This is a genomic window from Pelosinus fermentans JBW45 (genome assembly GCF_000271665.2).
GTDB lineage: Bacteria > Bacillota > Negativicutes > DSM-13327 > DSM-13327 > Pelosinus > Pelosinus baikalensis.
The window spans coordinates 4019313-4042578 of record NZ_CP010978.1; the positions used below are offsets into that span (position 1 = coordinate 4019313).

7 protein-coding genes are annotated in these 23266 nt (G+C 48.1%); all 7 read right to left on the reverse strand.

All coding sequences use genetic code 11. From position 1 onward, the window contains the following. Positions 1–15 precede the first annotated feature (15 nt). Positions 16–783: a thioesterase II family protein gene (locus JBW_RS17840; protein ID WP_007937338.1), complete on the reverse strand. Its 768-nt coding sequence runs from the start codon at positions 781–783 to the stop codon at positions 16–18. Continuing rightward, positions 780–9335 carry a hybrid non-ribosomal peptide synthetase/type I polyketide synthase gene (locus JBW_RS17845; protein WP_007960659.1) on the reverse strand — a complete coding sequence of 2852 codons (8556 nt, stop codon included), beginning with the start codon at positions 9333–9335 and terminating at the stop codon, positions 780–782. The genes JBW_RS17840 and JBW_RS17845 overlap by 4 nt, the downstream gene beginning before the upstream one ends. Further along, positions 9322–11556: an AMP-binding protein gene (locus JBW_RS17850; protein WP_007960653.1), complete on the reverse strand. Its 2235-nt coding sequence runs from the start codon at positions 11554–11556 to the stop codon at positions 9322–9324. The genes JBW_RS17845 and JBW_RS17850 overlap by 14 nt, the downstream gene beginning before the upstream one ends. Next, positions 11547–15923: a non-ribosomal peptide synthetase gene (locus tag JBW_RS17855; protein ID WP_007960651.1), complete on the reverse strand. Its 4377-nt coding sequence runs from the start codon at positions 15921–15923 to the stop codon at positions 11547–11549. The genes JBW_RS17850 and JBW_RS17855 overlap by 10 nt, the downstream gene beginning before the upstream one ends. Before the next feature lie 73 nt (positions 15924–15996). Then, positions 15997–18267 (reverse strand): bifunctional Gfo/Idh/MocA family oxidoreductase/class I SAM-dependent methyltransferase, encoded by a 2271-nt coding sequence (locus JBW_RS17860; RefSeq protein WP_007960650.1) that lies wholly within the window; start codon positions 18265–18267, stop codon positions 15997–15999. Further along, complete coding sequence (locus JBW_RS17865) at positions 18264–19355, reverse strand: saccharopine dehydrogenase NADP-binding domain-containing protein (RefSeq protein WP_007960649.1); 1092 nt, start codon at positions 19353–19355, stop codon at positions 18264–18266. Before JBW_RS17865 ends, JBW_RS17860 begins: the two co-directional genes overlap by 4 nt. Beyond that, positions 19352–23077, reverse strand: coding sequence for an amino acid adenylation domain-containing protein (locus JBW_RS17870; protein ID WP_007960646.1), 3726 nt, complete (start codon positions 23075–23077; stop codon positions 19352–19354). The genes JBW_RS17865 and JBW_RS17870 overlap by 4 nt, the downstream gene beginning before the upstream one ends. Positions 23078–23266: the final 189 nt, after the last annotated feature.

A 23266-nucleotide genomic window follows, 5' to 3' on the forward strand; every position in this document is an offset into this window, starting at 1 on the left:
AATGTTATCGTTCGCTCAGGCTTCCCTCACGTTATAATCAGCCTGCGAAACTGCCCTGATCAGTTCTGAGAGGTACTCTTCGCCCAAATTCTGCACAAAGAAATGATTGCCGTCGAATTCTTTGATTGCAAATGCCCCATCCGTTACTTGCTGCCAATGCTGCATGACGGCTGCGTTGGCTTCGTGATCGTGCTTTCCCGCATGAGCAATGATCGGAATGCTGAGTTTTTGGCCCTGGTAATTGTAACTTTCGTGAAGCTTGTAATCGCTTCTGATCATTGGCAGTAAAAACTGAATAATTTCCCTGTTCTCCAGAATTTCCCGGGGAGTTCCGTTCAGTCTCTTCAATTCCCATATAAGAGTCTCATCGCTCATATGACTTTTGAACAACGACAGATCGGGGCGATGGGGCGCATGACGTCCGGCGACAATAAGCTTTTCAGGCTGAACCCCGTATTTTCCCTGAAGCTGATAGGCTGCTTCAAAGGCGATCATTGCTCCCATACTGTGTCCGAAAAAATAAAAGGGACGGTTGTCGATTACAGTTATCAAACTGGAAATCATTTGTTCAATTAAGCAGTCAAAATTCTCCAGACATGATTCGGATATTCGTGCCCCTCTGCCCGGAAGCTCTACGGGGATAAATTCAACCGGCAGGCGGGATACCGCCCAATGTTTGAATATGGAGGAACTGCCGCCGGCATAGTGAAAGCAGAAAACCCTGTTTGTTTTTTTGATATCCCGGTTACGAGCAAAGGGAAACCAGTTGTTTGTAATTTTCATACATCAGAACTCCTCACAGTAAATACTTTGTTCCAGTCTTCCTCGGCTATCAGACGCTCAATCAGACTTCTATATGCGGCGAACATGCCTTCTATCACCGAATCCTCAAAAGCCTCTTCTACAAAATCCCAGATTAGCGACAGCGAACCGTTCCGTTCATAGGCCTGATGATCAATTGCGACCTGTGGCGTCTGGCTTATTGCGTATACTTCCTTCATATCCGGCAGAAAGATCTGTTCAGCGGTTTCAGAGGATTCTCCAAACAGCAGACTCGTAAAAACAACCGGCATCACTGCCTTACCCGGCGAATCTTTGGCAAGCCTGCGTAAAAGATCGAGTCCGTTGTGCGTGCGGTACTCGACTGCTTTCCATAACTGATTCTGTATGTCCCCCGTCTCCTGGACAAATGAACTCCCGCTGTTGTAAAAAAAAGCTATCAGGGTGATATTCGTGAAATCACCGAGAATTCGCGGCACGTCTTTATTCAGCGGCAGACGATTGAATAACGTGAGATTCAAGGTGATGTCTTTCCGGCTGCTCCAGCAGGAGAGCACTTTCATGTAAGCCGTGCAGATAACCGCAGAAGGCGTAAAACGGTATTTTTTTATCCTTTCACCAAGGGTACGCGAATCTTCTGAGGACAAAACAAACTGCAGTCTGCGGAAACGAGGTTGGACTATTTCATCAAAATTTTTCTTTAGGGGAAGTTCCGGAGCGGGCGGAATGTTGTGTAGTCGTTCTTCCCAGTAAAGCCCTGCTTCCTTATGGTAACTTTTTGCTTTCAGCCAGTTCTCTTCCTGGTTAATATATTCTCGGAAAGTAAAATCAGGCTGCGTAACAGCTTTTCCGTAATAGGCCCTGAATATTTCCCGGAACATCATCTCGGCGCTCCAGCCGTCCACGATCAGACAATCGAAACTGAAGTGAAGTCTCGAAATGTTGTCGTCCAGTTGACTGATCTGAACATGAAACATCGGCCACTTGCCAAGTTCATAGCGGTGATGTGACCATTCGCTCCGGATTTCTTCGAGTTTTCGTTTGTCATCAATGTGATGCACCGGAATTTTAAAACGAGGGTTCCCCTGCAATACCTGCTGCGTACCGTTGTCATAAATGACGGTTCTCAGCATTTCGTGTTTTCTGATCACTTCATTTACGGCATTCTCAAGCTGTACCGGATTGATGCTGCTGCATTCGAACTCTGCATAATAATGGGCGCTGGTATTGCCCAGTTGATAGTCCGGCGAACGTCCTAAAACATATGCCAGCTGAATGGGCGTCAGCCGGAACGCCCGGTTGACCTGCAAAGAAAAGTCGCTGCCGGTTTGTCCCGGAGTTTCCCGGAGATACCGGATCAAACCTTCTTTATTTGCCTTCAGTTCCGCCTGTATCTCCTGCGTCATGGTACCCGCGGGAGCTTTGAATTTCAGCCGGTCGCCTTCCAGCCGCAAATGAATCTCCTGCGCACGGCACTTCTCTGTGAGCATCTCCATTTCCCGAAAATTGTCCGTCGCTGAGGCCGAAAGATCTGCTATCATCTTGGCTTTTTCCCGCCTGAAATCGATTTTGCCGGCAGCCATGGAATGCAGATAATAATGCTGTGCAGTTAAATCGAACAAAACATGTTTTTTTTCAAACTCATAGGCACCGACTTGCCGGCAGCCTATGTCGAAAAGTCCAGCATGAGTTTCAAGCAGCTGACAAATTAAGCCGGTTTCGATGAAACACAGCTTCAGCGAATTTCTTTCATGAATCGGATAAACAACATTGAGGTCGCCGACAAAATGTATGAGAAAAGCGGCATTTTTTAGCCCGCCGCAGCCTGATGCCGGACTACCAGGTGACAGCATTTCATGCCGGTGCAGTTGAACCAGTGAGTGTTCTCTGACATCAAGATAATAGCTGCCTTCTGCTATACCTTCAATGCCGTTTTTGAATACCGACAGATAAATCTGGACGGGATATATCCCTCCGGCTGATCCGTAATTAAATTTTTTGTCTTTATGTGCAGTTTCTTGCAGGCAAAGCGCAAGAAACTGTTTAAAGGAAATCTGATCGATCTGAGCCGGCAGAAACTCCTGATCGCTTTTGTGCCAAAAGCAATGATCCTTTTTGAGGCTCAGCTCATCAAATTCCAGCGGAATTCTTTCGTTTGCCAGCAGCTCACTTCGCTGAGCGCTTATCGCTTTCCGGAAATATTCCCGTTCGTCGGGATTCGTAATAGGTTCGATCTTGCTGAGGTATTTAATCTGCTCCTGTGAAAACATGCAAAACCTGGCATCCGGTACGAGCTGTTTTGCGTTTTTATCTGCCAAACCGATATTTTTCTGCCTGTAAAAATCAATCAAATCGGATACTGACCGGTATCTCACCATTTCGCCGACAGAAGGTCTGTCGGCATAAACAGTTTCCAGGTGATTGGCAAGCCTGATAATGTCGACGGATGAAACGCCCATATCGCCGAAATTATCTGCGGGTTTTAATTCCGGCAGATTTAGTATTTCACGAACCGTCTGCAGAACCGGATGATATTCTGCTATGCCGTAATAAGCGGACGAAGTAGCTTGTTTGGTCAGATCGCCTAAGTTTTCAAGAAGCTTTTGCCGGTCAACCTTACCGTTAAAAGTCATCGGAAAGTCTTTAACAGCAATGATTCTTTCCGGGATAAAATAACTGGGCAGATAGGCTTTAAGACTGTTTTTCAGATCCGACTCAGAAAATGACGCCGGATCTCCTTTAACATAGGCGATCAGTTTTTTGCTCTCCATCCGGTCGCCAACAGGCAAAATAACAGGATCTCCAGTAATGCCGCATTTTCCGAAAGCCGACTGAATTTCTCCGGCTTCTATCCGGTAACCGTTGATTTTAAACTGATTGTCTTGTCTGCCGAGAAACTCAATCACGCCGTTTTGCATATAGCGCCCGTAATCCCCTGTATCATACAGTCTTTGCTTTAAAGCTGCATGCTGGAAAAAGGCTTTATTGGTAAGTCCCGGTTCGTTCAGATAGCCGTTAGCCAGTCCTTGCCCCGCGATATGCAGTTTCCCCTTTACCCAGTCAGGGCATGGTCTGCCGAATTCGTCAAGGATATGAAAAGACTGATTGGCAAGCGGATAGCCGTAAGGCACGGATCTCCATTCCGGCTCAATGCCGGTAACATGATAATAGTTTGACCAGATGGACGCCTCCGTCGCTCCCCCCATGGCAGTCAGTTGAGCGTTGGGTAATGCCTGTTTGATTTTGTCAAACAAGCCCAAAGGTATCCAGTCGCCCGACAGAATGATCTGTCTTATGCAGGTATCTTTTCCGGAATTTCCTCCACCGAGGAAATCTGCATAGATATCCATTAATGCCGGGACCGAATTCCACAGGGTTATATGATGTTCAAGCGCAAGTCTTCGCCAGCATTTGGGATCCATCCGCTCCGCTTCCGTAGGCAGAATCAGTGCTCCGCCTGCAGTCAATACTCCGAAAGTATCGTAGACCGAGAGATCAAAGCTTAGCGCAGACACCCCGAGAATACGGTCCGCCGCTGTCACGCCGAGGCGGCTGTTCACATCAATAATGGTATTCATTGCCGCGTGGTGGGAAATGCAGACTCCCTTCGGTGTGCCAGTTGAGCCCGATGTGTAAATGATATACGCCAGATCCGAGGGACTGATTTCAACCTCATGCCATACGCCATCTTTCCCCTCTAGCTCCAAGGAAATAAGCTGCTTTACTGCCTCTTCCCCTAAGCTCAGAGCGTGATCGACAAACAATATGGTTATTTCGGCTTTCCTGAGAATGTCCAGCGTCCGGCTGGCCGGCTGATCGCAGGAAAGGGGCACATAGGCGGCGCCGGCTTGAACGATACCGAGAACAACGGCTATTTGTTCAAAGGATTTACCCATTTGCAGCGCGACCCTGTCGCCTTTTTTAACGCCCTGTTCCTGCAGCAATTGGGAAACCTGATTGGCCCGGGCAATAAGCTGTTGGTAACTGTATTGCTGATTATCGAACACAACGGCTGTTTGATCGGCATCGGTAAAGGCTCTGTGCCGGATAATTTCATGCAGAAGAGTATCTTTAAATTCCCTTACCGTGCTATTCGCGTTCTCATGGGTTTGTCTCTGACGTTCAGTGCGCAGATCCACCACAGTTTCCGACCAGAAATTTTGCCCCCTGGCCGCTCTCATGACAAGCTCAACATACTTCTCGAACATGGAATTGACCACATCCGGCTGAAAAACATCATCTAAAGCATCCCAAGAAAGGGTCACGCCGCCTTTTTCATTGTAAACCTGATGATCCAGCCAGACCTGAGGGGTAGATGATACCGACCATCCCATATTATCCAAAAACCCGCCCAATCCCGCGTTGTCATTCAGATTTTCCATACCAAGAGCACTTGTAAAAACCACGGGATACATTCGCTCCTGAGCGTCATCCCTTTTGTTCAGTTCTTTCACGAAATCAATCGCGGAATAATTGCTGTGTTCAATATCCGCCTGCATTTGTGACTGAATCGCGGCCGCGTTCAGGGCTGCGGCGATATTGTCCCGGCGAATTTCGACAAGCATTAACTGCGTAAAGTCGCCGATGATCTGATTGATCTGAGGATGGACATCTTCCCTGTCAAAGACGGTCAGCATAAGGGCAAAATGGCTGCCTGCCCCCCATGCCGAAAGAATTTCCACATAAAGGCTGAGTAGTGCGGCTGATGGTGTCAGGTTTTGCCCGGCTGCCGCCTGAACGAAACTGAGCCAGGTTTCGCGGTCAAGCAGTTTTTTCCGTCTGACAAATTTCCTTTTGACCGCTTGTCCCCCAGACAAATTTACGGGAAATTCCGGAGCTGCCGGAAATCCTTCTGCCCTGTCCAGCCAGTACTTCTTATCTAATTCGTACTGCCTGCCTTTCTTGCGTTCGAAAGTATAGCTCAGATAATCTTTGTATGAAACTTCCAGAACAGGCAACCGTCCGCCTGAGTAAAGGCAGGCCAAGTCTTTCCAGAAAATAAAGAGACTCAGGGCATCGGCAATCATGAAATCGATACCAAAATGAATACGCCATTGGCCCTCATTCATTTCGGTCAGACGAATATCAAACATCGGTGTACCAAGCGGAATCACTTGTGTGGAAATCTCTCCTCTCACTACTTCGAGATGCGTCTGCAGATCCGGAACCGCTTCCCGGTGATAAACGGTCAGCGGCGGCTTGATCTCCGGCATGATTTGTTGTGTTCCATCCACAGAGATAATGTTTCTCAGCATTTCGTGCCGCTGCAGCAGAGCATGCAAAGCCTGCTCAAACCTGGCAGGATCAAGTTCGTTCGCGTCGATTTCAAAACTCGCATAGCACCCAACCCCACCCCATTCCAGCTCGGCATTTCTTCCCGCCCAATAGGCATACTGAACTTCGTTCAGCGGAAATGGTTCATAGCTTTTGTCCGGATAGGAATGGAATGGTATTTTCTCCTCAAAACCCGTTTCCTGATTTCTCATTTTTTCACAAATTATTTCTGTCCATTTGTTGATAGTGCAGTTACTTAGAAAGATTCCCGGATTCAGGGGAACCGCCAGATCGCTTTTCCATGACGCCACCAGCCTTGTGGTGACAATAGAGTTCAGGCCGTATAACAGCAGGTTTTGATCATCCAGCAGCTCGTCTTCTGCCGTTTTCAGTTCACGAATCAGCGCTGCACGGATATATTTCTTCACTTCATCCGGGTTTGAAAATGCTTGCCCGGACAGAGGATCGCCGGGGAAGACAGATAGATCTAAACCGCCCGGTGAATCCACCTGGTCGTGTTGCGTAAGGAACCAATGTTCTCCGTTTAATCCTGCAAGCCCGAAATGTTTTTCGCTAAACCGATAGTTCGGTATGGCGACTTTTTTGCAACCCGCTTCCGCATAGTATTTCTTCCATTCGATGTTGACGCCGCGATTGTAAAGATGAAAAACGCTTTTTTCAATCTGATCCGCCGTTTTTACATCCGGATAGTTGGAAGCGATACAATCCGCCTTATCACCGCAAATGCATTCCACCATGGAAGTCAGGACAGGGAACGGGCCTATTTCCAGAAACACGTATTCTTCGGGGTTTTCTATTGACTTGACGCTTTCATAGAATCTGACTTCCGCCGGAATGTGCCGGCTCCAGTATTCCCATGAAGCTATCCCGGCACCGATCTGGCTGCCTGTCACATTGGAAATCAGCACTTTCGACGGGACGAAATATTTCACTTGCCGGGCAACGGCTTCAAAGCGGGCGACTATCGGTTCCATCAGCGGCGAATGAAAAGCGTGAGATACCTGCAGAGGCACTGTTTTTATTCCGTCATTTTCCAGTGCAGCGCAGACATCTTTCACTTCCTTTTCATCACCTGAAATGACCGTTTGTTCGGGAGTGTTGGCAGCGGCAATGGAAACGGATTTTTTATCTTTCATTATATTTTGGACAATTTTCTTCCCGGTAAGAACTGCCGCCATCTTGCCGTTCTGAGGCAGCGAGTACATAAGCTCGCCCCTGGCAGTAATCAGTTTTACTGCATCCGCAAGATCAAACACACCGGCCAGACACGCTGCTGTATATTCTCCGACACTGTGTCCCATCATAAAGGCAGGTTCGACCCCGTATTCCAGCCACATCTGCGCCAGAGAATATTCAACGGCAAAAAGCGCCGGCTGCGTGTAACGCGTTTCGTGCAGGAAGCTGCCGGAGGAAAAAATAATCTCAATAAGATCCTTTCCTGTATTTTCTTTATAGTATGTATTGCATTGATCCAGGCAGGATCTGAAAATACGGTTTTCGCGGTAAAAATCCGCAAACATCGCCGGATACTGTGAACCCTGTCCCGTGAACAGAAAGATGACTTTTTTGTCCGTATTCTTACGGCTGACGTCAAGGTTTGTTCTGCCCGCGAGAGCCTGTTTGATGTTTGTTTTCAGCTCTTCGGCAGATTTGGCCCAGACGACTATCCTCTCCTTCAAATCGGCTTTCGCAATATTCTGGCTGTAGGATAAATCCGGAAAACTGATGTCTGCTCGCTTTGCGATTTTTTCCAGATAAGTTAAAAACCCTTCGAGCTGATCGCGCAATCCTCTTTCGGTGATGGAACTGAATTTAAAAGGCAGGACCTTTTCTTTATCGCAGAGAAGGGAATTTCCCCGTTCGCGCGGCGACTTATTGCAATACTGTTCAACCACTACATGAGCATTAGTGCCGCTAAGACCGAAAGAATTGACTCCGGCAATTCTCGGTTTGTCCATACTGTTTTCCCATAAAAGCGTCTTCCTGGGCACTTCCACGTGAATATTCTGCCAGTTTATATGAGGCGAAGGGGTTTCAAAATGCAGATTGCCCGGTATCTTGCCGTTCTCAACGGCAAGAACCGCCTTAATGAGCCCGGCAATGCCTGCAGCCGCTTCGAGATGACCAATATTGGTTTTTACAGTTCCCACATAAAGCGGAGTAATTCTGTCCTTGGCAAGAACATTGCCCAGTGCGGAAATTTCGATTGGATCGCCCAGCTCCGTGCCTGTGCCATGAGCTTCAAGATAGCCTATATCACGGGGATCAAGCTTGCAGCGTTGCCATACATCCGTGATTAGTTTCTCCTGAGCAGGCCCGTAAGGAGCGGTCAGTCCGGAACTCAGTCCGTCCTGATTTACACCGCTTCCTCTGATTACTGCGTGGATATGATCTCCGTCTCTTACAGCGGCTGAAAGCTTTTTCAGCACAACAACGCCGCAGCCCTCACCCCGGACAGTGCCGTTCGCTTTAGCGTCAAAACTACGGATTACGCAGTCGGGGGATAATATATTCAATGTCGACAGTAGTTCCGTGGTTTCCGGTGAATACAGCAGGTTTACACCGCCGGCAATTGCCATATCGCAATCACCGGTCATTAATCCCTTACATGCCTGATCCACGGAAACAAGTGAGGAAGAACAAGCGGTATCCACCGTAATGCCAGGCCCCTGAAAACCGAAGAAGTAGGAAACCCTTCCGGATAAGAACGAAAAACCACTGCCGGTTACATCACCAGGTTCAAGTGAAGCATTGATTTTTTTATCAAGATATAATTCATTGATGTAGTCCGGTAAAGTGACACCGGCATAGACCCCCGTTTTGGAACCTTTCAGTTTATCCGGGGCATAGCCGGAATTTTCCAGAGCTTCCCAGCAAACTTTGAGAAAGATGCGCTGCTGCGGATCCATTCTTTCTGCTTCTTTCGGTGATAATCTGAAAAGTCGGTGATCAAATGCTTCAATGTCTTCCGACAAAAAGCCCGCTTTTCTTATATAGGGATTATCCAGAATATTCTTACCATGGTATTTTTTCCATCTCGTGTCCGGAATGCTGCAGATCATATCTTTCATTTCAACCATAATTTCCCAAAATTTTTCCGAATCCGTAATGCCGCCCGGAAAACGGCAGGCCATACCGATGACGGCAACCGGCTCGCAATGGACGTTCTGTTGCGCATTTAACTCCTGTTTTAATCTTTGTATTTCTATAAGTGCTTTTTTTATAATCTGGCTTTTAGCTGTTGTTTCAGTATGCATCATCCGTTTCTCCTAATTCTTTTTTCAAAAGTTCAAAAAGCTCATCTTCCGAACAGTTATCGAATTCCGATTGTGCGAATACGGTGTGATCTGCAGCTTTTTTAGCTTGGACCGGCTTGTTGAAACTGATGTTGCAGAGAGAAAAGAGATGTTCACTCATTTGCTGTACTGTATTATAATTAAACAACGAAGCTGCCGGAACAGTGAAACCCATAGCTTGTTCAAGGGAATTGCGAATAGATAGTGACATCATTGAATTGATGCCCAGTTCCGCAAAAGGTATGTTTTGATCAATTTCGGCCGTGGGAATGGCAAGCTGCCGGGCAACAAGTCCGGCAATAAACTCCGCCAGAGCTTCTCGGCTGTCGATTTTTTCACTGGAAACGTTAAAACTGTTTCTGATTTGCTCCAGGGAAGAAATTCCCACAATCTTGCTCCATTCGCAGTTTAAGTACATTAACTTTGCTTTGTTCCGCTGGATCTTGCCGCTTGTTGTGCGGGGAATATGCATCGGCGGAATAAAGACGATAATTTCCACCGGGATGTCGTGCACCTTGAGGACATCTTCCCTGATTTTTTTTGCCCATTTGTCGCATTGAGGATTTCTGACAGCCGAACGGTTAACTTCCTGGATCAGAATCAGCTTTTCTTCTCCCTCCTGCTGGACAGAAAAAGCGGCAGCACCGTCCACACGAAGATCGGGGCCGGCATTGAATGCTGTTCTTTCAATGTCCTGCGGATAATAGTTCATACCCCGGATAATGATCAAATCCTTTATTCTGCCAGTAATATAAAGTTCGCCGTTTGTATCCTTAAAGCCAAGATCGCCTGTTCTCAGATAAACCTGACCGGTTTCTTCATCGGCGGGAAATGTATTCTTTGTTTCCTCCGGACGGTTCCAGTAACCTTTTGTTACAGAAGGCCCCGCAAAGCAGATTTCGCCGATTGCCTGCTCGCTAAGTTCTGTACCGTCTTCCGGATTTCTGATTGACAATTGATGCTCGTCCACAACAAAACCGTTGCCAACCAGATAGGTTTCTCCAATCGCTGCTTCATTTGTCATTTGCTGAGAAAACCCAAGATACCCTTTGTCAATTACGAAAATAGAGCCGCTTTGGAGATCCGTTCTGTTTAGTTTCAGCCAGCCGGCCTTTTGTCCTGGTTTATATGCCGACACAACCAGAGAAGCTTCGGCCAGTCCGTATCCCGGCGATAATGTATGTTCTCTGAGCCCGAAATGTTGGGCTGTTTTATTGAATTTGAGCAGTGTATTCATATTAACCGGCTCGGCGCCGCAAATAGCTCTTTCCAGAGATTTCAGTGAAATACTTACTAATTCGGCATGAGTCAGTTTCTCCAGTTTGTCAGCCGCCAGTTCATAGGCGAAATTGGGCGCTGTGGTATGAGTCGCTCCGTAGGCTGAAATGGCCTTCATCCAATTCATAGGCTGTTGCATGAAATCAGCAGGGTTCATTAAAATTACTTTGTAACCGGAATAAATTCCCTGAAGAATACCGAGAATCAGGCCCATATCATGGTAAAAGGGAAGCCAGCTCACCATAACGCTGTCTTCGTGAAACCTAAATTTGTCTTTAATCTGCTTCAGGTTATTCATCAGAGCGGAATGGGTGACCATGACCCCTTTGGGATCTCCGGTGGAACCGGATGTGTACTGCAAAAAAGCCAGTTCATTAAAACCTGAAATAGTTTCGGCAGAAACATCTTCCTGCTCGGAATATACAGGCAGCGCGGATAGCGTTTCGGAATTTTTCAGCATGTCTTTAAGTGAAAAAACACCGGTTTTGTCGGTAATAATGCAGCGGGCCTGAGAATTCATGGAAATATTTTCCCATTTCGCAAGGGACTTATTCCGGCCCGGCATATTTATGGGAACAGGAACTGCGCCAATGCGGTTGCAGGCAAGAAACGATACGATGAAATCGATTCCCTGATGAAACATCAGTATACAACGATTGCCTTCGGCAATTTTAAGAGCAGAGAGACTAGAGGAGAGAGCCGATACTCTTAAAAATAATTCCGAATAGGTGATTTCCGATAAATTAAACTCTGCGTCGAGCATTCCGTAAGCGGTTTTATCCGGAGTGTGCTGCGCTCTGAAATTCAGGATCTGAACAACGGATCCGATATTTTTATGTATCTTCGTATTTCCATCGTTTGTCATATTGTTCTCCTTTTCAAAAGTATGAACACCCTTTATCTGCATCGTAAATCTCCTATCACCCTGGCAAGATCACTTGCATTCGGTTCGGCTACAATGCAAGTGAAGTGATTGCCGGCAATTTTTTGCACTGAAAATTTACCAAGACAAATTTCCTTCCAGAAACCAAGCGTTGTTTCATTCGTCCACGGCATTAAGGCAAACGGCTCACGCGCCAGAAGAAACCGGATGTCTCCCATATACGGCTGAGGCGTGAAATGGGCGGACTTCAAACTTTGGCGAAAAACCTTAAACATACCCTCAGCCATCTCTACTGGCATGTTGTCGCCGGTAACTTTAGCTACCGCCTCAACATAAACCGTGAAACGATCTCTCGTGGAGAGAACTGAGAGTCTTCTGAACAAATCACCCACCTTATCGAGCCCCTCATCACCGCCTATAGCCAGCGACGCTCCTGCAGGTATACTGTGATTATTGACTTCAAACATGTGCCGCAAGCCGCGTACAAATTCATCCTGAGTTACGCTGCTGAAACCCGCCTTCTCAAGTGGAATGTGGAGGTTTTGTATAAACAATGATTCAATAACCAAATTATCGTCTATATCATAAAGAACAGGCGGACTGTCAATCAGAACCAGATCCAGCAAATGTATGCCTTTCTCCAACAGACGTCTTGCCACTTCAACAGCAATCAACCCTCCCAGGCTGTAACCGATCAGCTGCATCTCTTTATGACCTGTTTCAATAAGCCGTTCGGCGTAATCATCCGCAAGATGCTCAATAAGACCCGAATGATCTAATGAACAATACAAATCGGTATCCGCTACAGTTATGCCGATAACAGGACCGCTATTCTGTTCATCCAGATGAGTAAGCAGTTGACGAAAACAATTCATCGTACCAAGGCCGGCATGAAAAACAACTCTGAGGGCTCCCGTTCCGCCTCCATAAGAGGTAAGCACCGCATTGCTTGAATTGTTTTTTTGTTGTCTGATCGAATCATCAACAGAAGCGTGTCCGGTCTTATTGCTTTGCAAACGCACAAATTCAGCAAGTGCCGCGACAGTCGGATAATTGAGCATCTGTCTGAGCAGAGCATCAAAAGGAATATCAAGCATTAATGACTCACCGGCGAAAATTTCCCGCAGCTTTCCTGCAACCTGAGCCATAATGAGCGAATCCGCACCGTGATCGTAAAAATTCTGCAGTCTGCCGATGACCGGCATACCCAGTGCTTCCGCCCATATCCGCAACAGTTGTTCCTCCAGAGGATCCGAAATTCCGGCTATGGATTCCATAACAGAATCATCTGTTATGGATTGGATTTTCCATTTGGCAAGCTCCCGCCGGTCTATTTTTCCGTTGCCTGTCAATGGTAACGCGTCAACGATTTGTATGGCGACAGGAATCATATAAGCGGGTAGGCGTTGTGAAAGAAACTCCGCCAACGTTGATGCATTTACCGGTATGCCGTTCTGTTTAAAGCAGACCGTCTCCACGATGCCGATCAACGCCTTATTATCACCTGAGCTATCTACCACAACCGCGGCTGCGGCAACAGCAGGGTGCTTCTGCAGGGCCGCTTCAATTTCCCCCAGTTCGATCCGGTGCCCCTTAATTTTGACCTGATTGTCTTCGCGACCAAGGAATTCAATTTCGCCGCCAGGCATGTAGCGTCCCATGTCCCCCGTGTGGTAAAGCCGTTGCCCGTCAACGTGATGAGGAAAAAACCGCGCCTCAGTAGTTCCTTTATCTCCGAAATAGCCTTTGGCAAGACCGTCGCCAGTAATATACAGTCCCCCCATCACCCATACGGGGCAGTCCCGCAGCCCTTCATCCAAAATACGGAAACCCTGATTGGCAAGCGGACGTCCGTATGGGATACTGTTCCAGTCCGGCTGCACCCCCTGATAAACATGGTAATTTGACCAAATTGATGCTTCAGTGGCACCACCAAGACTTATTATTTGTACGGAAGGCACTCGTTTTATCAGCGTATCAGGCAGAGTCAGCGGTATCCAGTCTCCGGACAGCATGGCAAGCCGGAACTTCGACAGGTCTATTTTAGATTCGGAGTTCAGGTAGGCAACCAGCATCTGCACCAATGCCGGCACGGAATTCCAGACCGTAATCTCATGTTCAGCCATCAGTTCCGCCCAGTGAGACGGGTCTGTCTGCCTGTCAACGGAAGGATAGATCAGCGTTCCTCCGGCAGACAAAATGCCGAATATATCATAGACGGACAAATCGAAACTCAATTGAGCCAGTCCCAGAACCTTGTCATCCCGGCCGACGTTAAAGCGGCTGTTGATATCTGTAATTGTATTGGCGGCCGCACGGTGTGTGATTACAACGCCCTTTGGTTGCCCGGTTGAACCCGAGGTATGAATGATGTAAGCCGGCATATCAGGATCACCGTCAGCCACAAGAGCATTTTCCCGATGTGGCATCAGCTTATCCACTTCAATCACCGTAATGTTTTCCGGCCATTCTATCCCGCTTGTCGAGTATGTCAAAACATGATGAACATTCGTTTTTTTCAACATAGCGGAGCGGCGTAATTCCGGCTGCGTGATATCAACTGGAACATAAACTGCGCCGGCCGACAAAGTGCCCAACACCGCCGCCACCTGATGCGCAGACTTGTCCATAATTATCGCAACTCTGTCCTGTTGTTTGCAGCCGGTTTCTTGCAGTTTTTCGGCCACTGCCGATGCTCTCAGCATGAGTTCGCCGTATGTCACCTGTCCTTTGCTATCTAAAACAGCAGGCCGGTCCGGGGCGGCCGCGGCCTGTGCCAGGATCCCGCTGTGCAGCAAACCATCCGGTAACGGCATTTTTGTATCGTTAACCCGCTGTCGCTCGCTTAACTGCCACGCAGGTAAAGCCACAGTTTCGCCTGCATCCCAAACTTGCTGCATTCCAGCCAGCAAGCGCAGCAGCGACTCAAATGCATCAAACATGTCATCCGTCATTCCTTCAGGGAAAACGCCTTCCCGGATATCCCAGTTAACCTGAAGACCGGACGAACTGTCCATCGCCTGACAATCAATAAAAACCTGCGGGGTCTGACTGATTCCCTGACCTTCGACTTTTCCTTGCAGGCGGTTTCCTTCTGTCGGCTCAACAAGCCCGATAGCGCTGGTAAACACGATCGGCATCAGCGCGGCTTCCCGGCCGCGTCTGCGGAAAATCTCCCTTAACACTTCGACCCCCGAAAACAGGCGGTGATCCAGATCGTCAAACAGTTGTTTATTCATTGTTTTTGCACGTTCAGTAAACGAATTACCGGTATACCAGTCCACGGCAAGCAGACTGACCGAAGTAAAATCACCAACTATATCATTAACCTGGGAATGCAGCGGAAGCCTGTTCAGTACGGTAAGATTCAGACAAAACTTTTTGCTGCGGCTCCATCGCTCAAGTACGGCAGCGTATGCCGTCATCACAGCAGCCGTCGGCGTCAGACCACGCTGCTGTGCTTTTTGCTTCAATCCGTTCCAGGTTTGGGCATCCAGCTCAAGAAAACGACGGCTGAAACGTGCCTTGCCGAAATTAGTCTGAAGTCTTGCCATCGGCAGATCCGGTGCCAGTGGCAAATCATCAATCCGGCGGAACCAGTAATCTTTGTCCTTTGCATATACGATACTTTCCCGCAAACTGCGTTCGGCTATAAGATAATCGCGGAAACTGAGCTTAAAATCCGGAAGCTTTCGCTCCGACTCGTAGTACAACGCTTCAAATTCCGAAAGCAACAGCCAGATGCTTGCCCAGTCGGCGATGAGAAACTCAATGGAAAAATGCAGCACGGACCGATCTGGAGTTTTCGTCACCGCCACACCGAATAAAGGCCAGCAATCCGTATTGTAAATGCGGTGACCCATTTCCTCCCGGATGTCATCAAGCTGTGCTGATACTTTATCTGTCTCCCATGCACCTGCATCAGTATAGGCCACATCCAGTCGCGGCACCTTCTCCATGACCTGCTGATAGCCGTTCTTGTTAATGACGGCCCGCAGCATATCATGACGCAAAACCAGTTTATTCCATGCTGCCTCGACACGTCTGCGCTCCAGCTCCGGATAGTTAAGTTCAAGGTAAATGTGGCAGGCGACACCCCCATACCCGAAGACTTCACTGCGGCCAAGCAAATAAGCAAACTGTACATCCGTTAACGGGAAAGGCTCATATCTTGATTCGGGATGATATTCCACTGTCACCGGTTTGGCTTCCGACTGAAGCAGGCTCAGAATATTCGTCTTATAGTCTTTCAGCGACTGCAGATCGCTGCCGGCCAGCATTCCCTGCGGCGCTCTGTAGCGCAGCTTACCATTCTCTGCCCATAAAGACACGCCTTCGCCGCGGAGACGTGCCACCAAACTATTAATATTTATTTTGCAGTTCGGTATCATAACTTTATCCCTCCAGTTTAACTAATCTTGTTTATTTTGCTTTATCAATGGCAAAATCCAATGTTTTCCTGCCCTACTTCCGCACTGCAAAAATTTTCTGTCCCAGAGGAGCGAGGGGATGGTCCTCGTTGGGAAGTGTCAGAACTTCCACGGCTCCTGTTTTCTGAAAAACATCCTGCCATTGCTTGACGGACATAAATGTTGTGTTTGTATTCTTTCTGTCATCTTCCGGACGGGTCATCATAAAAGCCTGAGAAATCAGCATTTCCGGAAATTCACGCGTAGGTTCGGTAATAAGTATCCATCCTCCGGGAACCAGAATCTGCATAAGCCTATCTACAGTTTCGTTTATATTGAAAGCATTATTCATGACTCCCGCCGCAATGATTATATCTGCACTTTCGGTCTGCAGGCCCTGCTGAATAAAGTCTTTGTCAATATTCGCAATCCGAAACCTCATCCATGGGCAGTCTTTAAATCGTTCACGTGCAGCCGAGAGAAAGAAATTTGAAACATCCGTGAACAAGTAATCGGTTTTAAGAACTCCGGCGGATACTTTTAGCCTTGGAACTACTACGTCTGTGGTAGCTCCCGTACCTGCGCCTATCTCAAGAACCCTCAGCGGTTCTTCGGACTCCACATCCGGCGCAACCTTTTTAGCAGCGCCGATGCGGATAACCGCTTCCGACACCGCTTTGTTGAGATAACGGGCCGTTATCGTCTCACGATACAAGGCATTGGCATAGTCCATTCTGCCTTCGGGGAATAACAGGAGCGCAGCCTGCTGTTTTCCGCTCATCAGTTGCGGAAGCTGTTCAGCATTGCTTATCAGATAATCCATGGTGAGTGGTGAACCAAGTCTGCCGTCCCAGATTTTCCTTACCGCATTCCAGTGATCTTGCAACATTTCTTTGGTCACAACACCGGCATCATAAAAATAATCCCCGCGGCGTTTTAGATATCCACGTTCAGATAACAATTCAAGCCAGCGCATAATAAGGTATTGATGCTGGAGTGCAGTATTCGAAACGGACAAAATCTCTTTTATGCTGTATTCCCGTTCCCTGTTTGTCAGAACACCCTGTGTCTGCAGAGAGTATAGCATCGAACTGAAAACAGCTTTATCCAGCTTCCCGACAAACAAATTCACACAATCCGAATCTATGCCGCAAAGCTCACTGTCAGCATATTCCGTGCATGAAGAAATATTTGTTTCCCTGTTAAAGCAAAATTCGAATACATGATGTTTCACGTTGTCATCCGGCATTTCGGCAGCGGCTTCCCTTAAAATATTGACTGACAGCGGCTGATGACTGCATCCGGGGCGCAAAACCGGATATCCTAGAGTGGCAGTCATTTCCTGCCACTGACTGGAACATAAAAGTTCCTGCTGGGCTCTCATAGCTGCGCCGGGACCTCCCAGAATCCTTTCTCTCATCGTCGACAAATCGCGGGCAATGGCGTGGGGCCACTGCTTCGTGAGAATATCCTTGTAATTCACAGGAGCCGACGGGCCCAGCGTCTCTATGCTGTTTTCAAGCAGATGTTCCGGATCAGCGTCCGCAAAATCGCCGAACGTATTCAGATTCTCAGGAATATGCAGACGGGGCTGCCAGACAACGGGGCCATGAGTATCGGTAAGGGAGAGGCTTCCTCCCTCGGAACCAATTGTAATTCGGTGCAGCAAATGCAGATAGTTATCCGGATCATCGGGATCTACTTCATTATGGACTCTCAATATGGCCGGAATTTTGCCTAACGTTCCGGTCATAACATGAAACGGTCCTCCATCCCGGCTTACGGTACCGGTCTTCCACGGGCGAATTGACGGCAAAGCCTCCGAAAAAATGTGCATCATCGGATAAGAAACCTGAGAAGCGAATGCCGCGTCGATATACAGCGCGTTTTGCCGTTCCAGCAGGGCTTGTGCACAGGCAATAAACCGTCTAACAGCAGGTAAATGAACATAAAGATCGCCTGTCTGAAAAAACACGTCTTGCTGCCGCGCTGCTCTGAGACACGCCGCCACATCTTTGTGATGCACAGGCTGTTCCTGAATAACATGAATACCCCGTTCAAGAAGCCTCAGGGACATATCCGTTCCTTTACCGCCCATAACTCCCGAGCGCAGCACGACGCAGGCAAGATCAATGTCATCCGGAAGCTGATCAGCTTCCGTGTATAGATTTATCCCGTAGTATGCCGCACATTTTGCCGACCTCTCGCTCCCCCTCGCGAGCAGACCGGCAAGTTCAAACTCTTCAGGCAACGTTTTTAACGCTTCAAGGTAAAATTGTCCAAACGTAGAACCGCATACCACCGTACGTATTTTTTTTCTTTTCATATTTCACCCTCCACCACCTGTAACAGATCGTCAACCGAACATTCTATAATACTCAAGTATTTTGTACTGCCCAGCCGGGCAATCACTTTGGCCGGGTCAGGGATTTCAGCAAGCGGGCGCACTCCGAAAGGTATTTCTCCCTCCAGCACGGCGATACCCGCCGCCGCAGCGGTCGAACCGGTCAGAATTGAAGGTCTGTCGGCCTGAAGAACTAGTGTTCGTATTATTCCGGCCCCGTTTTTTATTCCAGTAAGTTGTATAATAAAATTTATATACTTTTGACGCCCTGCCGCGTCAAGCTCGGTCGCCGTGCAAAGGCGCTTTACCGCACTCTTCCAGTCAGTCAAAAACAGTGGACGTATTTCTTCAAGAACCGGCGGTACATGCTCTCCGTCAATCGCGATGTACCACTCGCCGTCGCGGAGCGATAACGAAGTTGCCACGAATTCCGCTTCGGCGTCGAAATACGGATATAAAGCCACTTCCCGCGGGAAAAAAGGCAGTGCAGTTCCGGGTCTCCGTCTCAGAGCCGCTGAGCGGCGGGCGCCATTTTTCCATGCCGCCAGAGGTTCGTTATCTTTGCCCGCAACACCTGTAAGATAGTCTTCAGCAGCGGCAGCTGTGAATCTGTCCAAAGCGCCAGTATAATAAACCATCGAATCCACTTTATCAAAAGATGTAGCCAGCCATCGGGGCAACAGTCCCGATAATCCGGGAGTGGCACCTGCGGCATATAATACGGCAGTGCTTTGCGGTGTGCCGCGCATCATTTCCAGAGCTTCATCAATACCGGCATCCACATGATGACAACCCATTGACAAACACATCCCGGCAACACGTGCTGCTATCCGGTGAGACGGCCCGGCGCAGTTGACGATCAGTTCGCATCCGTGCAGAAACGATTTCATACTCTTTTCGTCTTCAATATCAACCTTAACCCATTCCGCATGCGGGAATTCGTCTGCGAGCTTTGTCTGTGCCAATTCCGGATTCCTGCCACCTATCCGCAGCGGATGTTTTCCCCATTCTTTAAGCATTCGCGCCGCCTGCAGTCCGACATCCCCGTAACCACCAATGATACCGATCATATTTCACCCTCTTCCATTGATTCCATAGTTTGCTTCATTTCCATTAATTTGCTTTCAAGAACAGAGGCAACCTGAAACAATGCGGGCAATTCAAACATCTGTCTTAGTGACAACTCGACGCCGAATTTTTCCTTTACACCCGCAAGAAAACGCGTTGCCAGCAGACTATCCCCTCCGATTTCAAAGAATCCTTGCTTACGTCCGATTGCACCGCTCGATAGAAGCTTTTGCCACATTTCCGCAACCTCCTGTTCCATTCCGGCATGCGGCTTTTCGCCGCCGCGTTCTTCAGCGCGGAATGCAAATACTGCGGTAACAGCTGCACGGTCCACCTTACCATTTGCGCTTAACGGCAGCCACGGCAATATTTCAATTTTTTCCGGCAACATGTGTGGCGGCAGATGATCTGCGGTAAATTTCAATATACAATCCAGATCCAGCTCCGGCCTTGTTGCTGGGCAATCAGCCTCGATAAATTCAGTGAAGGAGTCTCCTACGGGCATAAAACTTGTCTTATTAAAACCGGCTTTCTTGAATAGATTTGCCCACTGCTGAGCCGGCAGCATTGGGCTATATGCCTGACGGCGGTCATGATCAAAATCCGCGAAGCCTCTGTCAAGTACCGCCGATGTTACTGCTGCAAGCGGCGTAATCTCACAATGTTCCAATGCAAGTATTTTTCCGCCGCACCGTACCAGTAATGAAGCAATGGCCACACCCTGATACGGATCATGATAGCGATGAAGTGCGTTTACGGCCAGAACCAAATCAAAGGAATAACGGAGCTGATCCGGAACGCCGTATTCCGGCAGTCTTTTGCAATTGACAGAATGCGGCAACGAAGAAAGATGGATTTTTGCAGTCTCAACCATTGACGGAGCAGAATCAAGAAGCGTGAAACTAATATCCTCCGGATCAAGCATGTCCAGAAGCTTAGCTGCTATGATGCCGCTTCGTCCGCCAATAAGTGCAGTTTCAACCGGTTTGCCGGCAGCTTTCGACATGCACTTTATTTTTTCAGCAATCAGTTCGATTCCCGCAATGGTTCCGGAATCCCTGGAGGATAAGCTTTCAGGAGAAAGAATATCATCATCAAGAAGAACCACTGACGAAATCTCTCCGCTTAGAATTCCACGGTAATCATCCAGGCGCTGAAATAAACGCCTTGCTACGCTTGAAATCAGGGGATCATCCGCTATTATTCCGTTACTATTTACCGCACTCCGCTGAAGAGTTTTGGCATATTGAAGGACTTCCTCAATTCTCGGTCCGCCATGTAAAACACCGTCATAATCTGTTATAACATTGCGTCCGCCAAGCCAGCGGAGCCACATCTGAAGCAACGACTGATTCTCATCAGTTATCCGCAGCTGCCGCCCGGGATGCAGATTTTTTCCGGTATCATTCTGTAATTCAGCAAGATTAAGGATTTCAGCAATTAAAGCTTCAGCAATCTTTGACTGTATTTCCCTTGAAGAATTTCTGAAAGAGTCTGAGTCTGAATTTGAGGGCACAGACGAAACGGTATGAACCTGCACCGGAGCGCAGCCGGCAACAACAGCGGCCACCAGATGCTGCGTCCCGGTACCAGAGGATATGACCGCGACAGCCTGACTTATTCCTGCATATTGCCGTAAAACCGCCTCAATTTCGCCGAGCTCAATGCGGTATCCTCTTAATTTCACCTGCTGATCGGCTCTGCCGAGAAATTCAAGAATGCCGTCAGACCAATAGCGTGCCAGATCGCCTGTACGATACCAGCGATTCTCCCCTGTATTAATAAAACTCTTTGAAGTTAATTCGGAATTTCCGAGATAGCCACGGGCAACCCCCATACCGCCAATCCACAGCTCACCGGTCACCATATCCGGACAATCACAGCCGAACCGGTCCACAACACGAAAACATTGGTTGGTCAAAGGCGCTCCGTAGGGAATCGAACTCCATGAAGGATCAACGGATGTAACTTCGAAGTAATTCGACCAAATGGAAGCTTCGGTCGCTCCTCCAAGAGCAATAAAGCGGCAGTCCTGGGATTTTTTTATTAAGCGGTCATGCAAATCAAGCCCGACCCAGTCGCCGGAAACAAGAGCAAGACGCAACGAAGGCAATAAACCATACTCGCCGGCAGCAATCATCAACATATCTAAGAGCGCCGGTACAGAATTCCAGACTGTCACATTCATTCTACGGATGAGTTCAAGCCAAACGAGCGCTTCCCGTCCGGTGCTTTCATTAAGCAATACAATCCCGCCTCCGGCTGAAAGAAGACCAAACAAATCATAAACGGAAAGATCGAAGTCCAGAGCCGAAACGGCAAGAACTCTGTCGGATGCACTGACCGAAAATCGGGTATTTATATCCAGAATCGTATTATAAGCAGCTCTGTGAGGTATCTCCACGCCTTTCGGCTCTCCTGTCGATCCCGAAGTGAAGATGACATACGCCAGAGCATCGGTATTGACAGAAACGGGGCGCGGCAGAGGAGAAACTTTATCCGCTTCATCTGTCATGATCACGGTAAGTTTCTCCTCAGTAGATAAGACCGCAAATTCTGTCTTATCCGTTACCAAGCGGCTGATTCCGCCTATCCGGTATATTCTGTCCCGACGCCCTGCGGGCTGGTTCACGCCAATTGGAACATATACTGCTCCCGCAGCCAGTACGGCCAACACAGCAATAACCTGATTAGGCCCCCGCGGCAGGGTAACAGCGACAGCCTCTCCCTGTTGAACACCTTTTTCGCTGAGAAGTGCAGCCAAACGCAGAGCTTTGTCGGCTAGTTCACCGTAAGTCATCATCCGGTCAATTCCGTTCTCGTCCCACAGCAAAGCCTCCTTTCCGGGGTTCTCCTGTGCATGAATAAAAAATTCCTGATGAATTAATTTTTCTTTAACCGGGACAAACGTGGCGTTTACTTTCTCACGTACCGCCCGCTGCGACCCGGGAAGAAAATCCAGCGCCTGCTTTTCCCAGGCTTTTTCGGATGACCAGTTCAACAGACAGATGTACGCTTCAAACATGGCATCGGGCAAATTCAGCGGAAAAAGTTCTGCAAGTACATCCCAGGTAATCCTGATTCCTTCATCGCGCTCAGAAACATGACAATGCAGGCAAACCTGCGGCATACGCATCTCCAGTGGGTGATGTTCACCACATACAGAACCACTTGCATTGTTAACCATATTTTCGTCTATTCCGGCAGAATCATAAAACGCTGGCAGTACGCCGGAAAAAACAACGACTACTTGCCGATCATCCTGACCAGAATTTTTTGCAATATTCGGAAAAATAGACGAAACTGTTGCCGGGCATCGGTTTATTGAATCCGCGAGCTGAAGTTCTGTTCTGCGGCATATTTCAATCCGGTTCTCATCCCGTACGGGTTTGAATACTACCGGGATTGCCGGCTGTGAAGCCATCCTGTTAAACAAGTCCTCCGGAGTAGCATGTCCGCTGGAATCATTCAGTAGAATTACTGTCATTTCCGAACCCGAACTCCATCTGCCCAGCACTTCGCCAAAGGCTGATAGTAACACCGACAGAGATGAGAAACCATGCGCAAGTGCGGAAGCCTGCAGCTTATTCCACTTATCTCTGCCAATTTCGTATTCCCTGCGAATGAGATACCGTTTATCGGTTACCGTAGCAGTACTGGAGTGGAACGGCAACTGCGGTGGCGGAGGGAAGATTTCAGAATTCTTCTTACCAATTTCAATCATTGCAAATCACCTCTTTTTATAAAAAATAACAGAATACAGCAAAAAGTATTATTGAGGCAGCGTCGACAGGCCAAACACCCTGGAAACTGGGGAGAGCCTTTGTCCTATCTGTAAATAGAAACACCCTGCCTACATTGAGCAATATCAGAGCGATTCGCAAACGAACGATTCAAAGCTCTTTCCAAGATT